Source organism: Streptomyces sp. TRM68416, assembly GCF_014596915.1.
In the GTDB taxonomy this organism is placed as follows: Bacteria; Actinomycetota; Actinomycetes; order Streptomycetales; family Streptomycetaceae; genus Streptomyces.
This window is the reverse complement of record NZ_JACVWU010000014.1, coordinates 216817-239717: the sequence shown is the minus strand read 5'-3', so window position 1 is coordinate 239717 and position 22901 is coordinate 216817. Positions and strand designations below refer to the sequence as shown.

The window sequence follows — 22901 nt, the reverse complement described above, 5'->3', positions numbered from 1 at the left end:
CTGCACGTCGATGCCACGATCTTCGGTTCGATGGAGCCGTCCAGGTCGTGCGGCACAGCTGTCTCCCTCGACCCCGCGTCCGTAGGCGCCGCCTGGCAGTCGGCTGGCCCGCGCGGCAGAACCGTGCGGGCCACCTGCTCGTGAGGGAATGTGATCAGGCCCAGGGGCTGGCCGCCGTGAAGGAACTGTCGGCGCGGAAGGTGGCGTTGTCCTGGTAGGGGTCGATGCGCAGCTCGTAGTAGTAGTGGCGGAGGTAGCGGCCGGGGTAGTTGTACGACTCCAGGCTGACCGAGCCGGTGGCCGAACCCGGCCGTGCGCAGTAGGTGGCGTCGTTGTTGAAGAGCGCCGTGCCGTCGCTCGCGTCGAAGCGGACCCGGAAGTCCATGTGGCGCAGGTAGCGGCCGGACGAGTCACGGAACGAGTAGCAGGTGGAGTCGGCCAGGCCGGGGACGATGGTGAAGGTGGCGTTCTGCTTGACCGCCGCCGTGCTGGAGGAGGTCACCGGGTCGAGGTAGCCGAGGCTGTCGGAGTGGACGGCGGCGTAGCGGCCGGGGAAGTTGACCGACTGGAGCGAGCGGGTGGTGTGCGTCGGCAGGGTGGCGCCGACGGAGACCGGGTCGATGCTGCTCAGGGTGGGGACGACCTTCTTGATCAGGCCGGCGGAGTCGAACTCCAACCTGTCGATGGTGGTTTCCCGGTGGGTGCCGTCACCGCCGGGGATGGCGAAACGGTGGTAGGCGATGTACCAGTCGTCGGTGCCCGGCACCTGCACCACGGAGTGGTGGCCGGGACCCTTGATGCCGAGGGCGAGGTCCTTCTCAAGGATGACGCCGCGCTTGGTCCAGGGACCCGTGGGCGAGGACCCGGTTGCGTAGGCGACACGGTAGTTCTCGTCCCGGGTGTCGTTCTCCGACCACATGAAGTAGTAGACGCCCTTGCGCTTGATGACGAAGGCGCCCTCTCTGTAGCCGCTGGGAGTCATGTCGGTGACCTTCGAGGCGTCGAAGGAGACCATGTCGTCGTTCAGCGGGACGGCATACGCCCAGCCGTTGCCCCAGTAGAGGTACGACTGGCCGTCGTCGTCGGTGAACACCGCCGGGTCGATCATCTGTCCGCTGAAGGCACCGCGGGCGATCAGCGGCTTGCCCAGGGGGTCCTTGAACGGGCCGGTGGGCGAGTCGGAGACCGCGACGCCGATGTTCGTGTCGGCGGAGTAGTAGAAGTAGTACTTCCCGTTCTTCTCGGCCATCGTCGGGGCCCAGGCCCGGGTGTCGGCCCAGCTGACGTCGGGTCCGAGGTCCAGGATGACGCCGTGGTCCGTCCAGTGGACGAGGTCCTTGGACGAGTACGCCTTGAACTGCGTGCCGCTCCAACCCTCGAAGCCGTCGGTGGTCGGGTACATGTAGAAGGTGTCGCCGAACCGGACGATGTTCGGGTCGGCGGTGAGCCCCGGCAGGACCGGACTCCTCATGACCAGCGCCGCGACCGTCCAGGTGCGCTTCTTGCCGTCGGAGCCGGTCACGTCGTACGTCACGGGCTCGCTGAAGTCGCGCGGGGCGCCGGAGGCCGGACTGATGGTCGCGCCCTGGGCGAGGGTGAACTGCGGGGCGAGCGTGGTGAGGTCGGTGCCCTCGGTCAGCGGGAGGGTGATTTTGCTGTTGGCGTCGTCGACCATGGCGTCGATCTTCAGGGCGGGATGGGTGACCTTCGCAACGCCTGCGGTGTTGCCGCTGAGTTCGAGGACCTCGCCGGACGCCAGCGCTCGGTTGTAGACCCGGAAGTCGCGCATCTTGCCCTTGAAGAGCTTGTCGGCGGAGAAGAGCGACTTGCCGATGTAGTTGGCCGTGGTGGTGCCGGACCCGATGGAACCGGGAGTGACGGTGACCGACGTGTTGCGGGCCACCTCCCTGCCGTCCTCGTAGAGCACGCCCGTGGTGCCGGTCTGGGTGTAGGTGACGTGCTTCCAGACCGAGCGCTGCAGCGCGGTGGAGAGCCGGGTGTTCTGCTCGCTGGACCAGCTCCCGGAGGTGATGGCGGTCCGGAACGAGTCGCCGGTGGTGAACAGGTACCCGTTGCCGGCGCCGCCTGCGGTGTTCCCGAAGCCGTAGAGGAAGTACGGCGTGGCCTGGGCGGCGTCGATCTGCACGTCCATCGAGACGGTGATCGAGTTCATGCCGCTCATGATGTTGTCCGGCACCTTGACGTAGGTGCTGGACCCGTCGAATGTGAGCCCTTCCCCGGCACCCGACCAGGTCGCGGTGCCATTGACGGTGCCGTTCCTGCCGTTGCCCGAGGCGTCGGCGGCCACGGTGCCCGAGGTCGCGTCGAGTTTGTACCAGAGAGCCAGGCCGTCGGTGATGTCCGCCGCCTGAGCGGGGGCTGCCGGGCTGACCACACCCATGAAGAGCGAGGCGATGGCTACGGCGGCCAGAGCGCCCGCCCGGAGTCTTCGGCGGCCCTGAAGTCTCACACTGTCCATGGGTTCACATCCCTGAAGAAGACATGCCAGAGGCAGGGTGCGCGAGGCCTCGGCCGAGGTACTGGGGATCTCAGCCCGCTGACGTCGCGTTGGTGAGTGTGAATTGGGACGCGATCAACGTCAATAGTTTCCGAACAATGTTCGACAGGTCGAACATTCTCCTTCGGGCTCGGCAACTCGCAGCCCCCGCAAGCTCTTTGATACGTCCGACCGCCCGGACAGAGCGAGAGGTCTTCACCCTGTGAATGCTTTCGCCGCCACCACACCGGCAGACGCGGCGCTCCAGGCGCGGCGAAGCCGATGTGGTGGCCCGCATCCTCGTAGGAGGTTTCGCGTCGATGAGCCATGAAAGACGGCCTGGTCACTGGGCCCGGTCAGCACACCCTGCCTCGCGGATTCAACGGCACCGGCGGCAGTTCCGATGGGGGCAGCGGAGCCCCGCCGCACCCCTTCACCTCCCCAAACCGCGCCCCTTCCATCCAGTCCTGACGCGCCTGCACGATCTCCTCCTACGACCGTCCGATCCAGTTCCCGAACAACTGAGCCAACTGCAGCCATCACTTCAACATCCTGATGCGCCACGGGACAATCACTACCTCCACCAGCACGCACTTTCGGGCAGCGAGGTCACGAGGACTCCTCGGCTCTTCGGGAGTCCAGACCTCACCGGACCATCAGCCTGATTCGAGATCATCTCCACGATGGGCCCCGCACAATGAACGCTGCAGCGGCTTTCGCGTGTGCTCGCCACGAGGCACCTCATCGCCCTCGACGGCAGCAGACTCCATCTCGCGCGGCAAGCGCAGCGACTCGACACACCCGCGCCCGTCGGCTCCGCCCTGGCATCGCGAAGTCCCGTTGGTCCACCCGCGAGGCCAGCCGCGCTCCCCTGCCGAGTACACAACCAATATGGAGGGCCTGGGTGTCAAGGGACCTGCGGCGTCCGGCTCGACACTCAGATGCCGGGCCTGGTCTTCGTGCTGGTGGGCCGGTAGGAGAGGGCGTGGGGTGAGGCGTCTCGGCTCGACGCGCGGTCCGACTCATATGCGCGGGTCCGTTACTGCATGACCGGTGGTACTGGGGAACGTTCCGTGGGTCTAGCGTCGAGCGTTGCCGCGCCGGTGGCCGGCGGGGCTGCTCATAGTTGCGCCGCGGGTCCTCCTCGCGCTGCCCCGTCCATCACCGATCTCCCGCCGGCGACGTGTGGGCCGGCCCATGTCAGGACGGCTCGTCCATCACGGCGAGGCTCCAGCACCATCCGGCCTGGCGGCGCAGCAGCTCGCGGCCCAGACGGCACGGCTTGCGGTGGTGCCAGGACGCCTCCACCAGCAGCCGGCGGGCGTGGCTGTTGCCGGTCTTGGTTATCGGACCCTGCACCCGGCGCTCTCCGCTGGAGGCCTCTGACGGCACCAGCCCCAGATAGGAGCCGATGGTGGCGCCGATGAAGCGACGCCAGTCACGACCTCGACGGCCAGCCCGAAGACAGTCAGCGTGCTGACCCCGCGCAGGCACCCCAGCCGCCCCACCGCCGGCGCGAACGGTGAGGCGGCGACCATCTGCTCGATGGCCCCCTCCAGCCGTCCGCGGCAAGCACAGGTGCTGAGCACGGTGTCCAAGGCTTCGTCGAAGGCCGGCTGGACACCGAGACGTTCGAAGGAGAGCGAGCGCAGCCAGCTCTCGTGCTCCTGCGTCCAGGCCGAGCCCGACACACCAGCCCCTGGCGCAGCAGTAGCTTGGAGAGCCGGTGCCGCGCGCGCTTCAGATCTCCGTGCACGTCCTCGCGGGCCCGCACCAGATCCCGCGCGGCCTCCTCCGCCTCGGTGGGCACCCGCACGGCCGGGAGTTCCCCGATCCGCAGCAGCCGCGCCAACCGCTCGGCGTCCCGCCGGTCTGTTTCGCCCCGGTCGCCCGGCGGCCGTTCGACCTTCGACGGCGCGACCACCACACACCGCACCCCCGCCACCGTCAACGCCCTGGCCAGCCCGAACCCGGTCGGCCCAGCCTCATACACCGCCACCACCGCGTCCGTCTCCGCGCCAGCCTCACCTACCGGATCTCCCCGGAAACCCCATCGATCGCGGCCCCGACGACCGAACGGGCGTGAACATCCAGCCCGGCAAACGTACGCTCGAACACGACCGGCACCTCCCGCAATTGCGGCTCTACCACCACTCAGAGTGGCGGCAACCCGCGCCAACTTGCGAGCGAGGCGCCGGTTCTCCGTACGGTCTAGTGCACACTCGGCCGGGAATTCCTGGGGAATCCCGGGCAGTGGAGGGAAGTACTCCGCAGTGCCCAGCGCGATTGCCCAGGTCAGCAGGTGTGCAGGTCAGGCCCAGGCAGTCACCGGCGTGAACGAGCTGCCCTACCGGAACAGCTCACGCAACCCAGCAGGCGAAGTGGTCCCACACTCATGGAGGCACCTCCGACACAGACCGGATGGCATCGCGCCGCCATCCGGCGTGACCTTCGCTGCCGCAAGGCCGATACTGCCGAAAGCAGCGCTCTCCGCCCTCTTGCATCCGACCACGCCACAGACCTGACGCCCCGTCATCAAAGTCAGCATTAAGTCAGCATCAGTACCGCCAGACCCCGCTTCCGACCGCCACGGACCGCCAAGATCAACAATCGGCCAAACCCACACTGACCTGCAAAAACAGAGGTCACGGGCTCATCTGCTAGTCTCACCAGGAGGTACCCATGAGGATGCTCATCAATGTCCCCGAGACCGTTGTCACCGACGCCCTGCGCGGTATGGCCGCCGCGCACCCCGAGTTGACCGTGGACGTCGAGAACCGTGTGATCGTACGGCGGGACGCTCCCGTGGCCGGGAAGGTCGCGCTGGTCTCCGGCGGCGGGTCGGGGCACGAGCCGCTGCACGGTGGGTTCGTGGGGCCCGGGATGCTGTCCGCGGCCTGCCCGGGTGAGGTGTTCACCTCGCCCGTGCCCGATCAGATGGTGCGTGCCGCGGCGGCCGTGGACAGCGGCGAGGGCGTGCTGTTCGTCGTGAAGAACTACACCGGCGACGTGCTGAACTTCGACATGGCTGCCGAACTCGCCGAGGACGAGGGCATTCAGGTGGCGAAGGTGCTGGTCGACGACGACGTGGCCGTCACCGACAGCCTCTACACGGCGGGCCGGCGCGGCACCGGCGCGACGCTGTTCGTGGAGAAGATCGCGGGTGCCGCGGCGGACGAGGGCATGCCGCTGGACCGGGTGGCTGCGATCGCGCGGCAGGTGAACGAGAACTCCCGCAGCTTCGGCGTCGCGCTGAGCGCGTGCACCACGCCCGCCAAGGGCAGCCCGACCTTCGAGCTGCCGTCCGGGGAGCTGGAGCTGGGCATCGGCATTCACGGGGAGCCCGGCCGGGAGCGGCGGCCGATGATGACGTCGGGCGAGATCGCCGACTTCGCCGTGCACGCGATCCTGGAGGACATGAGCCCGAGCAATCCGGTCCTGGTCCTGGTCAACGGCATGGGCGCGACCCCGCTGCTGGAGCTGTACGGCTTCAACGCCGAGGTCCAGCGGGTGCTCACCGAGCGCGGTGTCGCCGTCGCCCGCACGCTCGTCGGCAACTACGTCACCTCCCTCGACATGGCCGGCGCCTCGGTCACCCTCTGCCAGATCGACGAGGAGCTGCTGCGGCTGTGGGACGCGCCGGTGAAGACGGCGGGGCTGCGCTGGGGCATGTGAGCGGGCGGCACCGGGCTGTCAACGTACCTACCACGCAAGGAGATTCCGTGCTCGACGCCGACTTCTTCCGCCGTTGGATGGCCGCGACCGCCGCGTCCGTCGACCGCGAGGCGGAACGGCTCACCGCCCTCGACTCCCCCATCGGCGACGCCGACCACGGCAGCAATCTGCTGCGGGGCTTCCGCGCCGTGACCGCGACGCTGGAGAAGGAGTCCCCGGACACGCCCGGCGCGATCCTCACCCTGGCCGGACGCCAGTTGATCTCGACGGTGGGCGGGGCGTCCGGCCCGCTGTACGGGACGCTGCTGCGCCGTACCGGCAAGGCGCTCGGGGATGCCGCCGAGGTCGGTGAGGACGACTTCGCGCAGGCCTTCCGGACGGGGGTGGACGCGGTGATGACGCTGGGCGGGGCGGCGCCGGGCGACAAGACCATGATCGACGCGCTGGTGCCGGCCGTGGACGCGCTCGGCGACGGCTTCGCCGCGGCGCGGGCCGCGGCCGAGGAGGGGGCGCTGGCGACGACACCGTTGCAGGCGCGCAAGGGCCGGGCGAGCTATCTCGGCGAGCGCAGCATCGGGCACCAGGATCCCGGCGCGACCTCGTCGGCCCTGCTGGTCGCGGCTCTCGCGGAGGCCAACGGTGAGTGACGGCAAGCTCGTCGGGATCGTGCTGGTGTCGCACAGTGCCGCGGTGGCCGCGTCGGTGGCCGACCTGGCGAAAGGGCTGGCGGGCGCCGGTACGTCCGTACCCGTGGCCCCCGCGGGCGGCACCGAGGACGGCGGCCTCGGCACCAGCTCCGAACTGATCGCCGCGGCCGCCGCCTCCGTGGACCGGGGCGCCGGAGTCGCCGTCCTCACCGACCTCGGCAGCGCGGTCCTCACCGTAAAGGCGCTCCTCGCGGAGGGCGACGAACTCCCCGCCAACACCCGCCTGGTGGACGCCCCGTTCGTCGAGGGCGCGGTCGCCGCCGCCGTCACGGCAGCCACCGGCGCCGACCTGGCGGCGGTGGAGGCAGCGGCCGCGGAGGCGTACGCCTACCGGAAGGTGTGAGGGGGGCGGGCGCGCGGTGTACCGGGCGGGGGCGGCGAGAACGCCCCCGCCCTGGCCCGCGACCCGCTCACTGGTCCGGGGACACGGGCTGTGGCCTCCTCCAGGCGGACGTTGAGGTGCATACCGGCCGGTCGTCCCACAGGTCTTGAGCCGGTGCAGCCGCGACGGAACCACGCGCAACAGACTCAGCGTCCATCCCGACATACAAGATCACGGATGGTCACGGAGACCCAGGACATGACAGGCGCCGCCACCAGATACCTCTACCTCGCTCGGCACGGTGAAGCGACGGAGGATGAGACGTCCCTGACGGAGAGGGGTCGGCGCCAAGCTGTTCTGCTCGGTGAACGGCTCAGGAGCACCCCGCTTTCGGCGGTCCATCACGGTCCGCTGCCTCGGGCGCAGCAGACGGCCCAGCTGATCCGCGCACAACTTGGCGGCACCCCACTCCACCAGTCAGAGGTGGCAGGCGACTACGTCCCGTACCTTCCGACGAAGGACGAGCTGCCGCCGGATTCGGCCGACGCCATGCTCGCCTTCCTCGCACAGGTCTCGGACGAAGAGCGCGACCGCGGTCCCGCACTGGCCCGGGAAGCACTCGAACGGTTCACGGGTTCGGTCGAGGGCGATTGCCCCCGCCATGAACTCGTCGTCACGCACAACTTCCTCATCGGCTGGCTCGTCCGGGCTGCCCTCGACGCACCCGAGTGGCGCTGGATGGGCCTCAACCACGGCAACGCAGCACTGTCGGTCATCCGATACGCACCCGGCCGGCCGCCCTCCGTGCTGTTCTACAACGACATGCGACATCTGCCTGCGGAGCTGCGCTGGACCGGCTTCCCGCCGGAACTCCACGTCTGACCGAGAAGGCCGGTTGCCCGGACCTGTCCGAGACCGGACACGCACGCCGGTCGCCGAACCGGGTACGAAGGCGAAGGCGACGACGCCTTCGCGTTGCTGGTCGACCTGATGCCGCGGGCGGGATCCTGATGAGGGCCGCGGTGGTTGACGGACGGCTGACCGTGGCGTGCGGCCAAGCAAGGAGTGCACGCCAGCGCCACCACCCCGGGCGGCACGCAGACCGGCATCGTGGTCGGCGCCGAGCGGGGTGCCCACGGCCGACGTCGCTCGGCCCGCACGTCGTCGGCGTCGGCCGTCCGGCGCAGCCCGGGGAGCAGGCCGCCGCCCTCGTGTTGCTCGCCCCGGACGCGACGAGCAACACCAACGGCGCGGCCCCGGCCGTCGACGACGGGTGGACGGCGGGCCGAGGACGGCGCCCGCTCTGCTCACTTGCCGTCCACGAACCGCCGCGCCAGCCGCTCGCCGGCCGTCACGGCGGCCTCGTGGTCCTCGATCGGCCGTACCCGGGTGTCCTTGAAGACGATGTAGGTGACGTCGGAGTCCGTGCCGCCGGCGCGCGGGTCGGGGTCGATGCCGAGGGCCTTCGCGGTGGCGTAGGAGGCCTCGCCGATGATGTCGCGCGGGCCGACGTCGCCGACGACCGCGTACTGCACCCGGTCCTCGTGCACGACGGCCACGACGGACCCGCCGCGCACGCCGTGCTTGCGGTAGTCCCAGGTGCGGCTCGGGGCGGGCACGACGACGTACGGGAGGCGTTCGGCATTCAGCTGGCGGCCGTCGGACTGCTGGAAGGCGGTCGTGTCGGAGAAGAAGGGGTCGGTGCGGCGGTTGCAGCGGCGGCCGGGCCGGCCGTCGCAGTCGATGTCCATGTCGGCCGTCCAGAAGACGGCGTCCGCGGTGCCGCAGACGGGGATCGTGGCGGGCGTGCCGTGGTCGCTGCGGTAGCGCCCGCGGGAGATGCGGTCGCAGTCACGCACCCGGGCCAGCAGGTCGGCGGCCTGGACGTCGCCCTCGCGCACCACCGGCCGCTCGTGGGCCATGGGCTCGGCGGGCAGCATGGTCGGGGCGAGCAGCGCGGCGCCTGCGGCGGCCACTGTCAGCGACTGGACACGCACGATAAGGGACCCTCTCCTGGGGGACACTGACGGACACTCAGCCCACCCTGCTGCCGCGTCGACGGGGCGGCCACCTCTGGAGGGCCGGACGGTGCACGATCCCGTCCAATGGCGGCATCCGTCCGAACTCGCGGCAGGGGCCGGGGGCCTGAGCCCGTGTCGGCTCCTGCCCCCGGCCGCCCACGCCCGGCGCGGGATCAGCGACGACAGCGGCCCGCGCCACCGGCATGAACTCCCGAGCGGCCCAAGGGAGTTCAGCCGCGAGGGGGCCAGCATACGTAACTCGTGCGAACGGTCACCAACGCCCCCGCCCTCTTGATGTGATCGCGCCACAGGCGCATATTGGTCCGGACCATTGCCGCGCGAGGTGGCGCGGCACGCCGTCCCCGGGGAGGCAGAGCCGTGCGCCACGTTCCCGTTCCCCTGCTGCGTCTCGCCGTGCTCTGCTCCGCGCTCGCCCTGGTCACCTCCTGCGGCCGGCAGGGCCCGGACGGCGCCGGCCCGCCGCCGGGCGCTCCCACGGGCGTCACGGCCGAGGCGGGCAGCGCGACCAGCGTGCACGTGATGTGGAACGCGGTGGCCGGCGGCCGGGACATCGACCGCTACGAGGTGTATCGCGGCACCACCAAGGTCAGGGAGGTGCCGGGTGACGCACACATGGTGGACGTCGTCCGGCTCCGGCCGGCCACGGCGTACGTCTTCACCGTGCGCGCCCGCGACACCGACGGACGCCTGGGGCCGCCCAGCCGGGAGGTCAGGGCCACCACTCCCGCGTCCGCCGCGGCGGACGACTCGGCCCCCACCGCGCCGGGTGCGGTGCACGGCCGTGCGATCGGCGGCCGCGCCGTCCAGCTGTCCTGGTCGGCCTCGAAGGACGACCGCGAGGTGGTGTCGTACGACATCCACCAGGGCGGGACGAAGATCCACAGTGTGGGCGGGAACCAGACCGCGGCCGTGGTCACGGGGCTGCGGCCGGGCACCCGCTACTCCTTCACGGTCCGCGCCCGCGACGCGGCGGACAACCTCTCCCCCGCGCACGGAGCCGTCCGCCTGACCACCCCGGCCGGCACCGACGACGGCCGCGGCACCGCACCCGCCGGCTTCCGCGCCACGACCCACCGTGACCGCGCCGACGGGGCGTACTACATCGACCTGAGCTGGGTTCCGCCGCGCGCGGACGGCGTGATCACGGAGTATGAGGTGCGCCTCGACGGCCGTACGGCCACCTCGGTGGTGTTCGGCGGGCGGGCGCCGCGCGAGAAGGCGGCGTACAGCTTCTACGCGGGACGGGAGGCGGGGGTGAGCCATCGGGTGCGGATCCGGGCGCGGCTGCCCGACGGGACGTGGGGCGGCTTCTCGGCGGAGCGCACGGTGACCACGGGCGACGAGGGACCCTGACGGCCCCGCCCCTGGGCCGGACGATGGAATCCGTCACCTGCCCGGGGGCGGTCCGCATGCGGGTCCGGCCGGGGGCACGTTGGCTTCCCCTGAAGGCAGCACGGGCGTTCCCGACCTCGGCGGCGCAAGGGATGTACCGCCAACCGTGCCGCCGGAGGGCAGTCCACATGCGCAACTCATCGCCACTCCTCCGCTCCGGCCTGACCGTGGCGGCCGCCGCCGCGCTTCCGCTCGCCCTGAGTGCCGGGGCTGCCGCCGCCCAGTCCGGGATCTCGGTCAGCACCAGCGGCTCGACGGTCTCGGTCACGACCAGCGCGTGCAACCAGACCAACTCCACCGGCAGCTGGGGCAACGCCTCGCTGCTCACCAGCAGCCAGGCGAACTTCGCCCAGGGCCGTCAGGTGGCCCTGTCCGGAACGACCAGCCAGCAGTCCGCCGCCTGGTCGAACGTCAGCCCGGGCACGTACACCGTCATCGTCATGTGCGCCAACAGCGACCAGCCCGCGGGCACCCAGTCCGTCATCGTCTCCGCCGGCTCCCCGCCCACCATCTCCGCGACGGCCTCCCCGTCCCGCGGCGTGATGGGCGGGCTGGGCGGTGCCACCAAGGACTACGGCACGCTGACGCTCGCGGCGGGCGGAGGTCTGGTGGCGGTGGGTGCCGTGGCCACGGCCTGGTTCCTGCGCCGCCGCGCGAAGCCCTACCGGCTCTGACCCTCGTCCTGCGGCAGCTCGGCGAACTCCTCAAGGGCACGGGTGAGCCACTGCGTCCAGAAGGTCTCCAGGTCGATGCCGGCCCGCAGGACCAGGTGCTGCAACCGGTCCCGGGGGCTGTCCCGGTCCGCCGGGAAGTCGCGCTTCTCGATCTCCTCGTACTCCGCCAACTGCCGTCGGTGCAGGTCGAGATGGCGCTCCAGGTCGGCCCGGATGCCCCGGGTGCCGACGACGGCGGCGGCCCGCATCCGCAGCAGGAGGGTGTCCCGGTGCGGCTTGGGGTCCTGGGAGGCGGCGGTCCAGCGGGCCAGTTCGGCGTGGCCCGCGGGCAGGACCTCGTAGCTCTTCTTCTGCCCGCGGGCCGGCTGCTGGGACGGCAGCGCGCGGATGAACCCGTCGGCCTCCAGTTTTCCCAGCTCGCGATAGATCTGCTGGTGCGTCGCCGACCAGAAGTACCCGATCGACCGGTCGAACCGGCGGGTCAGCTCCAGCCCCGACGACGGCTTTTCGAGCAGGGCGGTGAGGATCGCGTGCGGGAGTGACATGGGATCATCCTAGGGACGGCCGGGCCGGGCCCCAGAGGGGTCCGGAGCGCCCAGTACTTCAGTCTGGTGTCGCGACTCGTGATCTGTCCGTCAGGTTCGTCGGCGGACCGCCGTTGGCAGTGGCTGCGTCGGGCGGTTGTCCGGTGGCGTCTGTGTCGGGTGCCGTATGCGGCGGAACCGCACGTGCGGATTGAGGGCGGCGGGGCGGGAACGGAGCGGAAGTCACCGCGCCGGTCCCCGACCCTCCTCAGCCCTTCCCGACGAGTTCGAGGATCTGCCGGGCGTGCTCCAGGGAGCCCTCGACGGTGTCCACGTCATACATCGAGTCGATCATGAAGTGGTCGATCCCGGTCCGTTCGTGGACTTCCTTGACGGTTTCGGCGACCTTCTCTGTGCTCGTGCCCGCGTCGATGTTCACCCGCAGCACCGTGTCGATGGCGTGGGGGTCGCGGCCGTTCTGCCGGGCGAGCTCGTCCAGCAGCGAGCGCTGCGCGACGAGGCCGTCCACGTCGACATAGCTCGGGACGGCGATCAACGGCAGCCAGCCGTCGCCGCGGCGGGCGACCCGGCGCAGGGCGCGCTCGGACAGCGCGCCCAGGTAGAAGGGTGGCCGGGGCTGTCGCGCCGGCTTCAGGGGCGAGTGGTGCTCGGGTACGGAGATCTGGTCACCCTCGTACTGTGCCGGGTCGGTGGTCCAGATGGCGTGGAGGGCGTCGAGCAATTCCTCCATGCGGGCGCCGCGGACGGTGAAGTCCAGACCGGCCGCCTGGTACTCCTCGGGAGACCAGCCGACTCCGAAGCCGGGGAGCAGCCGCCCGCCGCTGATCAGGTCGATCGTCGTCAACGACCGGGCCAGCTGGACGGGCGGGTACAGCGGAGCGACCAGAACGTGCGAGCCCAGCAGCACACGACTGGTCGCGGCAGCGGCAACACCGAGCAGGACGAACGGGTCAGCGGCGGGGTTCAGTTCCTCCGGAATGGTGTTCCCCCGCCCGCCGTAGCCCACGACAGGGCGAACCGCGGCCAGATTGCGGTCCCCCACCCAGAGGCTGGCGCCCCCGGCCTCCTCGATCGCGGAGGCGAACGCGGCGGTCTGAGCGACGCCGTGAGCCTGACGGTGGAATTGAGGGAGTGCGAAACCTATCTTCATGGTGTCCTTACACGTGCGTCGTGGCCGGGCAGCGTACTTCGGCTCCGCTCCGAGGTGATTCTCTTCGGACGGCTCTGAGCCTAGTACTCCAGTCCGATGTCGCGATCTTGCGTCGGGGTCCGACCGGGAACGGGTACGGCCACCGCGTGGTCATCGGGGGTTGTGTGGACTCCCGAAGATCGCACAGTGGCCGCAGGCCATAACGTAGACCCTGCCCGCCGACGGGAGACGTTCGACCGTGCCATGGCCCGAATCGCGGGACGATTCAGCCGAGTTGAGCCCCGGGCAGCTACCCGCGCCCACCTGCTCGGGCTGCTGCCCAGGGCCGAGCGGAGGAACTGCCGGGGGCTGGCCGAAGGGGCCGATCACGGCCGGCCCGGGCCGATGCGGCGCCTGCCGCGCTGCGCACGCTGGGACGCCGCCGACCACCTGCCGGACGGATCGCGACACCGGACTGAAGTGCTAGAGAGCCGCCGCCACTTCCGTGCCCTGCAGAATCGCACGCTTGGCGTCCAGCTCCGCCGCCACGTCGGCGCCGCCGATCAGATGGACGCTGCGGCCGGTGGCGGCCAGCTCCTCGTAGAGGTCGCGGCGCGGCTCCTGGCCCGTGCACAGCACGATGGTGTCGACCTCCAGGACCGTGCTCTCCTCGCCGACGGTGACGTGCAGTCCGGCGTCGTCGATACGGTCGTAGCGCACGCCCGGGACCATGGTGACCCCGCGGTGCTTGAGCTCGGTGCGGTGGATCCAGCCGGTGGTCTTGCCGAGGCCGGCGCCGACCTTGCTGGGCTTGCGCTGGAGCAGGTGGACGGTGCGCGGCGGGGTGGGCCGGTCGGGGGCGGCGAGGCCGCCGGGCGCGGTGTAGTCCGGGTCGACGCCCCAGTGGCGGAAGTACGTCGCGGGGTCCTCGTGCGCCTTGTCGCCGCCGTCGGTGAGGTACTCGGCGACGTCGAAGCCGATGCCGCCCGCGCCGAGGATGGCGACCCGGTCGCCGACGGGCGCCTTGTCCCGCAGGACGTCGAGGTAGCCGACGACGCTCGGGTGGTCCACGCCGGGGATGTCCGGGGTGCGCGGGGTGACGCCGGTGGCGACGACGACCTCGTCGTAGCCGGCCAGGTCCTCGGCGGCCACCCAGGTGTTCAGGCGTACGTCCACGTTGTGGGCGTCGAGCTGGTGGCGGAAGTAGCGCAGGGTCTCGTCGAACTCCTGCTTGCCGGGGATCCGGCGGGCGACGTTGAGCTGGCCGCCGATCTCGCCCGCGGCGTCCAGGAGGGTGACGTCGTGGCCGCGTTCGGCGGCGCTCACCGCGCAGGCGAGGCCCGCCGGGCCCGCGCCGACGACCGCGACCCTCTTCCTGGTCCGGGTCGGGGCGAGGACCAGCTCGGTCTCGTGGCAGGCGCGCGGGTTGACCAGGCAGGAAGTGATCTTCCCGCTGAAGGTGTGGTCGAGGCAGGCCTGGTTGCAGCCGATGCAGGTGTTGATGGCCTCGGGACGGCCCTCGGCCGCCTTGTTCACGAAGTCCGGGTCGGCGAGCATCGGGCGGGCCATGGAGACCATGTCCGCGTACCCCCCGGCGAGCAGTTCCTCGGCGACTTCGGGGGTGTTGATGCGGTTGGTGGTCACCAGCGGGACGGACACCTCGCCCATGAGCCGCTTGGTGACCCAGGTGTAGGCGGCGCGCGGCACGGAGGTGGCGATGGTGGGGATGCGGGCCTCGTGCCAGCCGATGCCGGTGTTGATGATCGTCGCTCCGGCGGCCTCCACGGCCTTGGCGAGGGTGATCACCTCGTCGAGCGTGGAGCCGCCCGGGACCAGGTCCAGCATGGACAGCCGGTAGATGATGATGAAGTCCTCGCCGACGGCCTCGCGCACCCGGCGGACGATCTCCACCGGGAAGCGCATGCGGTTCTCGTACGAGCCGCCCCAGCGGTCGGTGCGGTGGTTGGTCTGCCGTGCGATGAATTCGTTGATGAGGTAGCCCTCGGAGCCCATGATCTCGACGCCGTCGTAGCCGGCCTGCCGCGCGAGGCGGGCGGTGCGGGCGTAGTCGTCGATGGTCCGCTCGATGTCGGCGTCGGTGAGCTCGCGCGGCGGGAACGGGCTGATGGGCGCCTGGAGCGGGCTCGGGGCGACGAGGTCCTGGTGGTAGGCGTACCGGCCGAAGTGCAGGATCTGCAGCGCGATCCGGCCGCCCTCGCGGTGGACCGCCTCGGTGACGGCCGTGTGCGCGGCCGCCTCCTCCTCGGTGGTGAGCTTGGCGCCGCCCTCGCCGGGCCGTCCCTCGTCGTTGGGCGCGATGCCGCCGGTGACGATGAGGCCCACGCCGCCGCGCGCCCGCTCCGCGTAGAAGGCGGCCATCCGCTCGAAGCCGCGCTCGGCCTCCTCGAGGCCCACGTGCATCGAGCCCATCAGGACGCGGTTGGGCAGGGTGGTGAAGCCCAGGTCGAGGGGGTTCAGCAGGTGCGGGTAACGGCTCATCGAGGCCCTCCGTGCGCGGTGTCGTCCCTGTAGTTGTAGAGGCACCGCACACGTTTATGCAACTAGTTGCACAAAGCCTGTGGCTTGACCTCGGTCACACGTCGACCCACCAGGCCTCCGCTCCGCCGGCACCGGCGTACGCCCGAGGCAGGTCAGAGCCTGTCCGACCACTCGGGCCGTCGGGGGAAAGATCGGGTTGTCCAAGTCGGGAGTGATGATGCCGAACAGGTTCGTGGCGCGCGGCCGCAGCCTGGAGGGCATGGGGGCGAGCGTGTCGGACGCGACGCCGCGTCCGCCGTTGATGACCCAGTTGACCGCGGCCTTGCTGACCCCGCAGCGGCTGCGATGGCGCGTGTGATCACAGGGCCGACTGCCCAGCCCGCCGAACAGCCCTGCGTGGACGCCAGGTTGCGCCTCACACCGACGGGACACGCGCTCTGCCCCGTACGCCCGGGGGCGGAACGATCCCCGTGCCGGTACCGGTTCACCACGCCACCGACCCCCGGCCGGCAGGCCCGGGGGGACCGCACACACCACACTCGCGTTGCCGTGCGAGCAGCCCCTTGAGGCCGGACGCCGGGCACTGGCCCATGCGCGTCCGTCGAGGGTCATGACATCGGCGTTGCCAGTCGTGTCGCGGCTCGCTTGAGAGCCGTCCTGGCCGATTCCCCGGTGGACGGGGCGTCCGCGTGCATCATCCGCGCCCGTCGACGGCCTCGACGCCGAATGGGTCGACCCGCACAGCGAAAGGGTCGTCCGGGCCGACGGCAGCACCGCCGCTGTCGCCGGTACGAAGGTCAAGATGCACCACGAGAACGGCTGGCAGAGCGCAGGTCTCCGGCGTACGGAGGGTTCCTCGGCCGGCGAGAGTCCGCACTGAGATCGACCGGGAGCGCAGCAGGCTGGTTCTCTCTCGACGACAGGTCTCATCCGACCAGCCGTGACTCCTCAACGCTCCCGCGACGGTTCCTCGCCCGAGCTTCCTGAGCGTCCGATCGCCCTCTCGACGCAAGTGAAGCAAGGCTCCAACCCGGTGAACCCAGGCGGTCACAGCACTGGAGACCATCAACAGCCGTTCGGCTCGCGACGAGGCGTCCACTCGCCCGCGGGGCGCCGCCGTCCGTCACGGGCGCGGCCGTACCGGAGGCGGGCGGCGGCCCGGCGGACGCGCGCCGCCGGGCTGCCGCCCTCCCGGAGCCGGCGGTCAGCGGCTTTCGAGCAGGACGTGCAACTCCTTCTCCTGGTCGCCGGAGGCGGAGGCGAGGTCGCGGACCGTGAAGAGGGAGTCGAGCGTCGACCGCAGCCGCTCGATCGCCCAGTAGCCGCCCTGCGCGTCGGCCTCGACGGAGGACGACAGCGGGGCGGGCGGCGGACAGGTGTGCGCCTCCGTGACCTCGAACGTGCCGAGCCACACCATCGGGCGTGTCTCGTGCAGCTGCTGCGGTACGTCGTCGGCGCCCCGGTCGGACTCGAAGCACGTACACAGCGCGTCGAACACGATCCGCGCGTCCTCCTTGCTGCATCCGCTGATCTCCACGGAGACGGATTCCGGGTGCGGTCGTTCACTGTCCATCGTGATCGCTCCTCTCAGGGCCGAGCGGCGGTACGGCAGCGGGTTCCCCCGCGAGACCGTGCCGCACTCCCAGAAAACCACTACATTCCGGGATGTACAGCCCCGAGAGGGGCGCGGTGTCAGCCGCGGGTGAAGCGGTAGGTCTTGCTGTCGGTCAGGATGCAGAAGCCCGGCGACAGGACGATCACCCGCAGGGTGCCGGTACGGCGGTCGTAGTCGACGCCCTCCGTCTCGAAGCCGCCCGAGCAGCCGCTGCGCAGCGGAAGCTGGCGCAGGGCGGTGACACGACCGGTGACGTCGGAGGTGCCGTTCGGTTCGGCGGACAGGTCGATCCGGAGCAGCGGCTTGGTGATGCCGAAGAGCGTGCCGGCGGGGTCGTCGGAGGAGCACAGCAGCGTCGTCGGGCCGGAGAAGTCGCAGCCCTGCACGTCCCGTACGGGGCGGTCGAGGCGGACGGTGGAGGCCTGCGGGAGGTTCGCCGAGGGCGAGGTGCTCGGGTTGACGCCGGGGGTGGGGAAGACCAGCAGGCGGTTCATGGTGCCCCACTCCCCCGCGAGCATCCACTGGCCGCCGGGCGTGACGGCGACCCAGGAGTTGTTCAGCGCCTCGCCGGGGCTGAGCGTGTGGACGTATTCCGACCAGGCACCGCCGGGCGCCTGCACGCGGAACATCTTCGCGGTGCCGGAGTCACGCTGGTAGGGCTCGATGTAGTGGCCGTCGTAGGAGGCGTCGGGGTCGCCGACATGGTTCCAGCCGCGGCTGCTCACCCCCCAGGGGATGGTGCCGATGCCGGTGTAGCGGTTGGGGCTGCCGGCCGGGACCTCGACGGAGGTCAGCCCCTGGCTCTCGGTCAGCGGGTCGGCGCGGTCGGAGCCGACCTCGGTCCAGGTGTCGGCGGCGTGGGCGGGCGGGGCGGCGGCGAGTACGGCGGCGCCGGCGAGGGCGACGAGGCAGGCCAGGGCGGCGCGACAACGTTGCCGGGCACGCAGGGGCATGAAGGTCTCCTTGTCGGGGGCGGGGTGTGCTCGGCCGACAGTGTTACGCGCCCGGATGGTCATGTACAGACCAAGGTGGGTGTTGGCCCCTTGAGCTGCCCCGGGCTGCCCCGACGGCCGTCTCCGTGTTGAGGGATGGTGGAAGTGAGCGACGCAGTGGTAACGGAGACGGTTGAGCGCGGTAGAACATGGGGAGTCGGCACGGGGGACGGCGTGCCGCGGAAAAAGGGCGAAGGCGGTGCGTGGGATGACTGCAGCCGGATCTCCGGTGACCCGGGGCGACGAGCCGCTGCGCGAACCCGCGCGGCCGGACGAACCGGTGCGGGGTCCCGGACGGCCGGACGAACCGGTGCGGGGTCCCGTGCGGCCGAGCGGGCTGCTGGACGTCCTGGGCGTGGCCTCCGTAGTGCTGGACACCGAGGGCCGGATCGTGCTGTGGAGCCCGCAGGCCGAGGAGCTCTTCGGCTACACCGCCCAGGAGGCGCTGGGCGAGTTCGCGGTCCGGCTGATGATCCACGAGCAGCACGCCGACCTCGTGGTCAAGCTGTTCGCCGACGTGCTGGAGACCGGCGAGGACTGGGCGGGGGCCTTCCCCGTCCGGCGCAAGGACGGCAGCACCCGCCTGGTGGAGTTCCGCAACATGCGGCTGCTGGACGACCGCGGGGACGTCTACGCGCTGGGTCTGGCCGCCGACCAGTCGACCGTCCGCCGGCTGGAGCGGGACGTGGCACTGTCGACGCGCATGGTCGCGCAGTCCCCGATCGGTCTCGCCGTCCTCGACACCGAGCTGCGGTACGTCTCCGTCAACCCGGCCATGGAGCGCCTCAACGGCAGACCCGCCGAGGAGCACCTCGGCCGCACCGTCCGCGAGGTGCTGCCGCAGGTGGACGCCGACGCGCTGGAGGCCGCGGCCCGGCAGGTGCTCGACAGCGGGGTGCCGCTGGTGGACCGGACGACCGTCGGCCGGACCCCGGCCGACCCCGACGAGGACCACGTCTGGTCGGTCTCGCTGTACCGGCTGGAGGACGCCCTGGGCACCGTACTGGGTGTCGCCTGCTCGGTCGTCGACGTCACCGAGCAGCACCGGGCCGGCGTCGAGGCCGAGGCGGCCCGGCGCAGGCTCGCCGTGATCGCCGACGCCTCCGCGCGGATCGGCACCACGCTGGACCTGGACCGCACCGCCTGCGAGCTCGCCGACGTCGCCGTGCCGGAGCTGGCCGACGTCGCCGCCGTGGACCTGCTGGACGCGGTGGTGGCGGGCAGACGCAGCAGCCTGGGCCCGGCCGAGCCGGCGGTGATCCGCGCGCTGGCGGTGCGGGCGGCGCGTCCCACCGAGGCGCTCGCGGCGGCCGATCCGCCCGGCCGGATCGCCCGGTACGGGCCCGACCGGCTGGTCACCGAGTGCGTGCGCACCGGCAGCCCGGTCATGGTGTCCGAGGTGCGGGCCGCGGACCTGCCCCGGATCGCCCGCTCCCCCGAGGCCGCCGAGCAGCTGGCCGCCGCGGGGGTGCACTCCTATCTGGCCGTGCCGCTCATCGCGCGCGGCGAGGTGCTCGGCGCCCTCGACCTCAAGCGCACCGCCCCTTCGCTGCCGTTCGGCGAGGACGACCTGCTGCTGGCCCGCGAACTCGCGGCCCGCGCCGCCGTGCAGATCGACAACGCCCGCTGGTACCAGAACGCCCGTGACACCGCCCTGACCCTCCAGCGCAGCCTGCTGCCCAGCCATCCCCCGGTGACCGGCGGTCTGGAGGTCGCCTCCCGCTACCAGCCCGCCGGTGCCACCGCCGAGGTCGGCGGCGACTGGTTCGACGTGATCCCGCTGGACGACGGCAAGACCGCGCTGGTCGTCGGCGACGTGATGGGCAGCGGGGTCAACGCGGCGGCGACCATGGGCCGACTGCGCACCGCGACCAACGCGCTGGCCTCCCTCGACCTCGATCCGGCCCGGCTGCTGGAGCACCTGGACCGGACCACCGAGGGCCTGGACCACTCCATCGCCACCTGTGTCTACGCCGTCCACGACCCGCGTCTGCGCCAGTGCCGGATCGCCAACGCCGGCCACCTGCCGCCGGTCCGACTGCGCGACGGGCAGCCCCCGGAGCTGCTCGAACTGCCCACCGGGGCGCCGCTGGGCGTGGGCGGGGTGGACTTCTGCACGACCACGGTGGCCCTGGAGCCCGGCGACCGGCTGGTGTTCTACACCGACGGGCTGGTCGAGACCCGGCAGCACCCCCTCGACGAACGGCTCGACGCGCTGCTGGACCTCCTCGACGGCCCCGACCGCCCCTTGGAGGAGGTCTGCGACCTGCTTCTGCGCACCCTGCACCAGCCCGACAACAGCGACGACGTCGCGCTGCTCATCGCCCGCGTACAGACGCCGGATTGACCTTCGCGGCGTGCCGGGAGCCCGTTCTGGCGGACCTCCACACGCGCTTCCGGAACGGGAAGTGGCCGCTCCTCGCCCAGGTGCGGGAGTTGCCCCGGTCGTCGGCCGCGCTGCCGTGGTCGGCCTCCTGACCGGGAGCGAGACAGACGGCCACGCGCCCGCCCCGATGTGCCCGCGGCACCACGCACGTCCGACGGCTGTCGCCGCCCGGCCGATTCCCGCGCTCCGGGACGCGTTTTCCACCACACCGCGCCGAATGATCAAAGAGGTCCGAGGACACGGCGGCCGTCGGAGCGTTCACGCGGGCCACGGCCTCAAGCCATCACCCCCACGACGACGTGGGCGTAGCGCTCCTCGCAGACGGCGAGGCGCGCCCGCAGCCCGGCGCGCGTGAACGCCCCGACGGCCGCCGCCGACTGGCGTTCGCTCGTCTCGACCAGTAGGCAGCCGCCCGGAGCCAGCCACCGGGGTGCCTCGGCGGTCACTCGGCGCAGTACGTCGAGGCCGTCCGCGCCGCCGTCCAGTGCGACCAGGGGTTCGTGGTCGCGTGCTTCGGCGGGCAGGAGGCCGACCTCGCCGGTGGGGACGTAGGGGACGTTGGCGGCGAGGATGCCGACGCGGCCGTGGAGGCGGGCGGGCAGCGCGGCGAAGAGGTCGCCCGCGTGGACCTGACCGCCGTAGGCGGCGAGGTTGCGGCGGGCGCAGCGCACCGCGGCCGGGTCGATGTCGGCGGCGTGCAGTTCGACCGGGCCGAGCGCGGCGGCCAGGGCCGCGCCCACCGCGCCCGAGCCACAGCACAGGTCCACCACCACGGAGGCGTCCGGGACGTGGGTGAGGGCCTGTTCGACCAGGAACTCGGTGCGGCGTCGGGGTACGAAGACGCCGGGCGCCACGGTGATGTGCAGACCGGCGAACTCGGCCCAGCCGACGACGAGTTCGAGGGGGGCGCCGGTGGCGCGGCGGTCCACCATCGCCGCCAGTTCGTCCGGCGTGCGGGCGGCGTCGAGGATCAGACGCGCCTCGTCCTCGGCGAAGACGCAGCCCGCGGCGCGCAGCGCGGCCACGGCGGTGGCGTAGGAGTCGCAGGAGTGGTGGGAGGCGCAGGAATCGTAGGAGGAGGACAAGTCTGAGGGGGAGGGCATGGAAGCCGAGAGCCTTTCGTTGCCGAAGGGCGCTCCCGCGGTCACCTACGGACGGTGCACCGCGCCGTATCGAGGAAAGAGCACCCGACCTGACACAGCGGTAATGGGTCTCACCTCCTCGTTCCTCGCGCCCGGGACAGCCCGCGGACGACCCGCCCACCCTATCCCAACGATCACGCCGAGCCGAGAGGGTCCGGCCGCATCCCGCCGGGGGCACCCCTGCCGGAGCTGCCGGCGGCGGGGAGCGGCCCCCTTGCCCGGGCCGCTCATCGGCGCGGCCCGGGCAAGGGGGCGGCCCGGCACGCGAGGCCGGGCACGAGGCGGGCTCGTGGCCGGGTGGGGTCCGGCCACGAGCCCGTGCTCCGCCCTACTTCCGCAGCGCCACGGCCAGCTGCGCGTCGATCGCCGCCATGGTGGTGAACCGCCCGTCGCCGATCGCGAAGTTCGGGTTGGTGTGGTTCTGCGTGGAGTTCCTGGCGGTGGTGGACAGGTTCTCCCAGTTGTTCTCCAGCTGCAGGGCCGACACGTGGAACTCGTCCTGGCCCGAGCCGTTGCCGCTGACGGTGGACGAGTCCCCCGCGTGGAAGACGCCGCTGTTGCGCATCGCCTGGCCGACCCGGTAGGAGATGAAGTCGAAGCGGGCGCCCTCGGCGAAGGCCTGGACGAGGATGAGCAGGGCCCGCGCCCGGTCCCGGTCGTTGCCCTGCGCGTTGGCCAGGTCGCTGACCGCGCCCTGGATGGTCCCCATGGTGATGCCCAGGGAGCCACGGCCGATCTGGGCGGCGCGCTCCATGTCGCTGTAGTTGAGCCAGCCCCTGTTCTGCGTGGCACCGTTCTGCCCCGGGAGCTCGCGGGGTCCCGCACCCATCCGGTAGTACACGCCGTTCCGGTTGTTGCGCCAGCCGGTCACGTACAGGTTCCGCGCGTCGAAGACGAGGGTGATGCTGCCGTTGCCCACCGCCAGCGTCACGTCGAAGTAGTCGGTGCTCCCCGGGGTCAGGATGATGCTGTTGTACAGGCGGGTGCCGCGCAGCCGGCCGCGGATGTCGTTGATGATGGCGTTGTACCTGCTCGCGGCGGCGCTGCCGCCGAGGTTGGTCAGGTCGTAGCTGAAGCCGTCGGTCGGCACCGAGGCGTTCGCCAGCTGGACGTTCCCGCCGAGCGACTGGTGCTGTGCCCCCGCGGTGAGGTTGCCGCCCATCCCGGCGACGAGGACGGCTCCGGCGAGCGCGGCCGGGAGTACGGCCGAGGCGCTGATCCTGCGGATGAGGTGTGCACGGGACATCGTGTGCTCTCCATTGCGTGGTCGGTGCGGGCCGTGTG

General features: G+C 71.4%; 19 protein-coding genes and 1 pseudogene. 8 read left to right on the top strand and 12 right to left on the bottom strand.

Annotated elements, in window-relative coordinates; genetic code table 11:
• Positions 1-154: 154 nt before the first annotated feature.
• The 4 genes and pseudogenes from ICC28_RS23240 to ICC28_RS41565 form a co-directional block, all read right to left on the bottom strand.
• A complete protein-coding gene (locus ICC28_RS23240; RefSeq protein WP_188290600.1) occupies positions 155-2479 on the bottom strand; it encodes a family 43 glycosylhydrolase in 2325 nt (774 codons plus the stop codon).
• A 374-nt stretch (positions 2480-2853) separates the two neighbouring features.
• Positions 2854-3018 (bottom strand): annotated as a pseudogene (locus ICC28_RS40710) (pirin family protein); the annotation flags it as partial.
• A 679-nt stretch (positions 3019-3697) separates the two neighbouring features.
• On the bottom strand, positions 3698-3991 hold the full coding sequence (locus tag ICC28_RS41570) for a transposase (protein WP_411158619.1): 294 nt from the start codon (positions 3989-3991) through the stop codon (positions 3698-3700).
• Positions 3966-4490, bottom strand: coding sequence for an IS110 family transposase (locus tag ICC28_RS41565; RefSeq protein WP_411158620.1), 525 nt, complete (start codon positions 4488-4490; stop codon positions 3966-3968). Before ICC28_RS41565 ends, ICC28_RS41570 begins: the two co-directional genes overlap by 26 nt.
• Before the next feature lie 689 nt (positions 4491-5179).
• On the opposite strand from ICC28_RS41565, the gene dhaK reads away from it, so the two are divergent.
• From dhaK to ICC28_RS23215, 4 genes are all read left to right on the top strand, one after another.
• On the top strand, positions 5180-6172 hold the full coding sequence (gene dhaK, locus ICC28_RS23230) for a dihydroxyacetone kinase subunit DhaK (RefSeq protein ID WP_188290599.1): 993 nt from the start codon (positions 5180-5182) through the stop codon (positions 6170-6172).
• Between the two features lie 47 nt (positions 6173-6219).
• Positions 6220-6819 (top strand): dihydroxyacetone kinase subunit DhaL, encoded by a 600-nt coding sequence (gene dhaL / locus ICC28_RS23225; RefSeq protein ID WP_188290598.1) that lies wholly within the window; start codon positions 6220-6222, stop codon positions 6817-6819.
• On the top strand, positions 6812-7222 hold the full coding sequence (gene dhaM / locus ICC28_RS23220; protein WP_188290597.1) for a dihydroxyacetone kinase phosphoryl donor subunit DhaM: 411 nt from the start codon (positions 6812-6814) through the stop codon (positions 7220-7222). Before dhaL ends, dhaM begins: the two co-directional genes overlap by 8 nt.
• Positions 7223-7459: 237 nt before the next feature.
• Positions 7460-8083 carry a histidine phosphatase family protein gene (locus ICC28_RS23215; protein WP_188290628.1) on the top strand — a complete coding sequence of 208 codons (624 nt, stop codon included), beginning with the start codon at positions 7460-7462 and terminating at the stop codon, positions 8081-8083.
• Between the two features lie 425 nt (positions 8084-8508).
• Here ICC28_RS23215 and ICC28_RS23210 read toward each other — a convergent pair whose 3' ends face one another.
• Entirely contained in the window at positions 8509-9198 is a 690-nt protein-coding gene (locus ICC28_RS23210) for a glycoside hydrolase family 75 protein (protein ID WP_188290596.1), read from the bottom strand.
• A gap of 402 nt (positions 9199-9600) precedes the next feature.
• Between ICC28_RS23210 and ICC28_RS23205 the strand changes: the two genes are divergently transcribed.
• Together ICC28_RS23205 and ICC28_RS23200 are read left to right on the top strand one after the other, a co-directional pair.
• Positions 9601-10596, top strand: a complete 996-nt coding sequence (locus ICC28_RS23205; RefSeq protein WP_188290595.1) for a fibronectin type III domain-containing protein — start codon at positions 9601-9603, stop codon at positions 10594-10596.
• Between the two features lie 167 nt (positions 10597-10763).
• Positions 10764-11309 (top strand): hypothetical protein, encoded by a 546-nt coding sequence (locus ICC28_RS23200; RefSeq protein ID WP_188290594.1) that lies wholly within the window; start codon positions 10764-10766, stop codon positions 11307-11309.
• On the opposite strand, the gene ICC28_RS23195 is transcribed toward ICC28_RS23200, so the two are convergent.
• The 3 genes from ICC28_RS23195 to ICC28_RS23185 form a co-directional block, all read right to left on the bottom strand.
• On the bottom strand, positions 11297-11854 hold the full coding sequence (locus ICC28_RS23195) for a PadR family transcriptional regulator (protein WP_188290593.1): 558 nt from the start codon (positions 11852-11854) through the stop codon (positions 11297-11299). The two genes, ICC28_RS23200 and ICC28_RS23195, sit on opposite strands and share 13 nt — an antisense overlap.
• A 247-nt stretch (positions 11855-12101) precedes the next feature.
• The gene (locus tag ICC28_RS23190) at positions 12102-13004 is read right to left on the bottom strand and encodes a TIGR03619 family F420-dependent LLM class oxidoreductase (RefSeq protein WP_188290592.1); all 903 of its coding nucleotides are present in this window, start codon (positions 13002-13004) and stop codon (positions 12102-12104) included.
• 462 nt (positions 13005-13466) lie between these two features.
• Entirely contained in the window at positions 13467-15482 is a 2016-nt protein-coding gene (locus ICC28_RS23185) for an NADPH-dependent 2,4-dienoyl-CoA reductase (RefSeq protein ID WP_188290591.1), read from the bottom strand.
• 214 nt (positions 15483-15696) lie between these two features.
• On the opposite strand from ICC28_RS23185, the gene ICC28_RS23180 reads away from it, so the two are divergent.
• Entirely contained in the window at positions 15697-15840 is a 144-nt protein-coding gene (locus tag ICC28_RS23180) for a hypothetical protein (protein WP_188290590.1), read from the top strand.
• A gap of 846 nt (positions 15841-16686) precedes the next feature.
• Here ICC28_RS23180 and ICC28_RS23175 read toward each other — a convergent pair.
• Positions 16687-17055, bottom strand: a complete 369-nt coding sequence (locus ICC28_RS23175; RefSeq protein WP_188290589.1) for a hypothetical protein — start codon at positions 17053-17055, stop codon at positions 16687-16689.
• Between the two features lie 119 nt (positions 17056-17174).
• Positions 17175-18050, bottom strand: a complete 876-nt coding sequence (locus ICC28_RS23170) for a hypothetical protein (protein WP_188290588.1) — start codon at positions 18048-18050, stop codon at positions 17175-17177.
• A 247-nt stretch (positions 18051-18297) separates the two neighbouring features.
• Here ICC28_RS23170 and ICC28_RS23165 point away from each other — a divergent pair, with 247 nt between their 5' ends.
• A complete protein-coding gene (locus ICC28_RS23165) occupies positions 18298-20436 on the top strand; it encodes a SpoIIE family protein phosphatase (RefSeq protein ID WP_188290587.1) in 2139 nt (712 codons plus the stop codon).
• 314 nt (positions 20437-20750) lie between these two features.
• Here the strand turns inward: ICC28_RS23165 and ICC28_RS23160 are convergent, their stop codons facing one another.
• Both ICC28_RS23160 and ICC28_RS23155 read right to left on the bottom strand, forming a co-directional pair.
• Positions 20751-21578, bottom strand: a complete 828-nt coding sequence (locus ICC28_RS23160) for a putative protein N(5)-glutamine methyltransferase (protein WP_188290586.1) — start codon at positions 21576-21578, stop codon at positions 20751-20753.
• A 367-nt stretch (positions 21579-21945) separates the two neighbouring features.
• Positions 21946-22863 carry a ribosome-inactivating family protein gene (locus ICC28_RS23155; protein ID WP_188290585.1) on the bottom strand — a complete coding sequence of 306 codons (918 nt, stop codon included), beginning with the start codon at positions 22861-22863 and terminating at the stop codon, positions 21946-21948.
• Positions 22864-22901 lie beyond the last annotated feature (38 nt).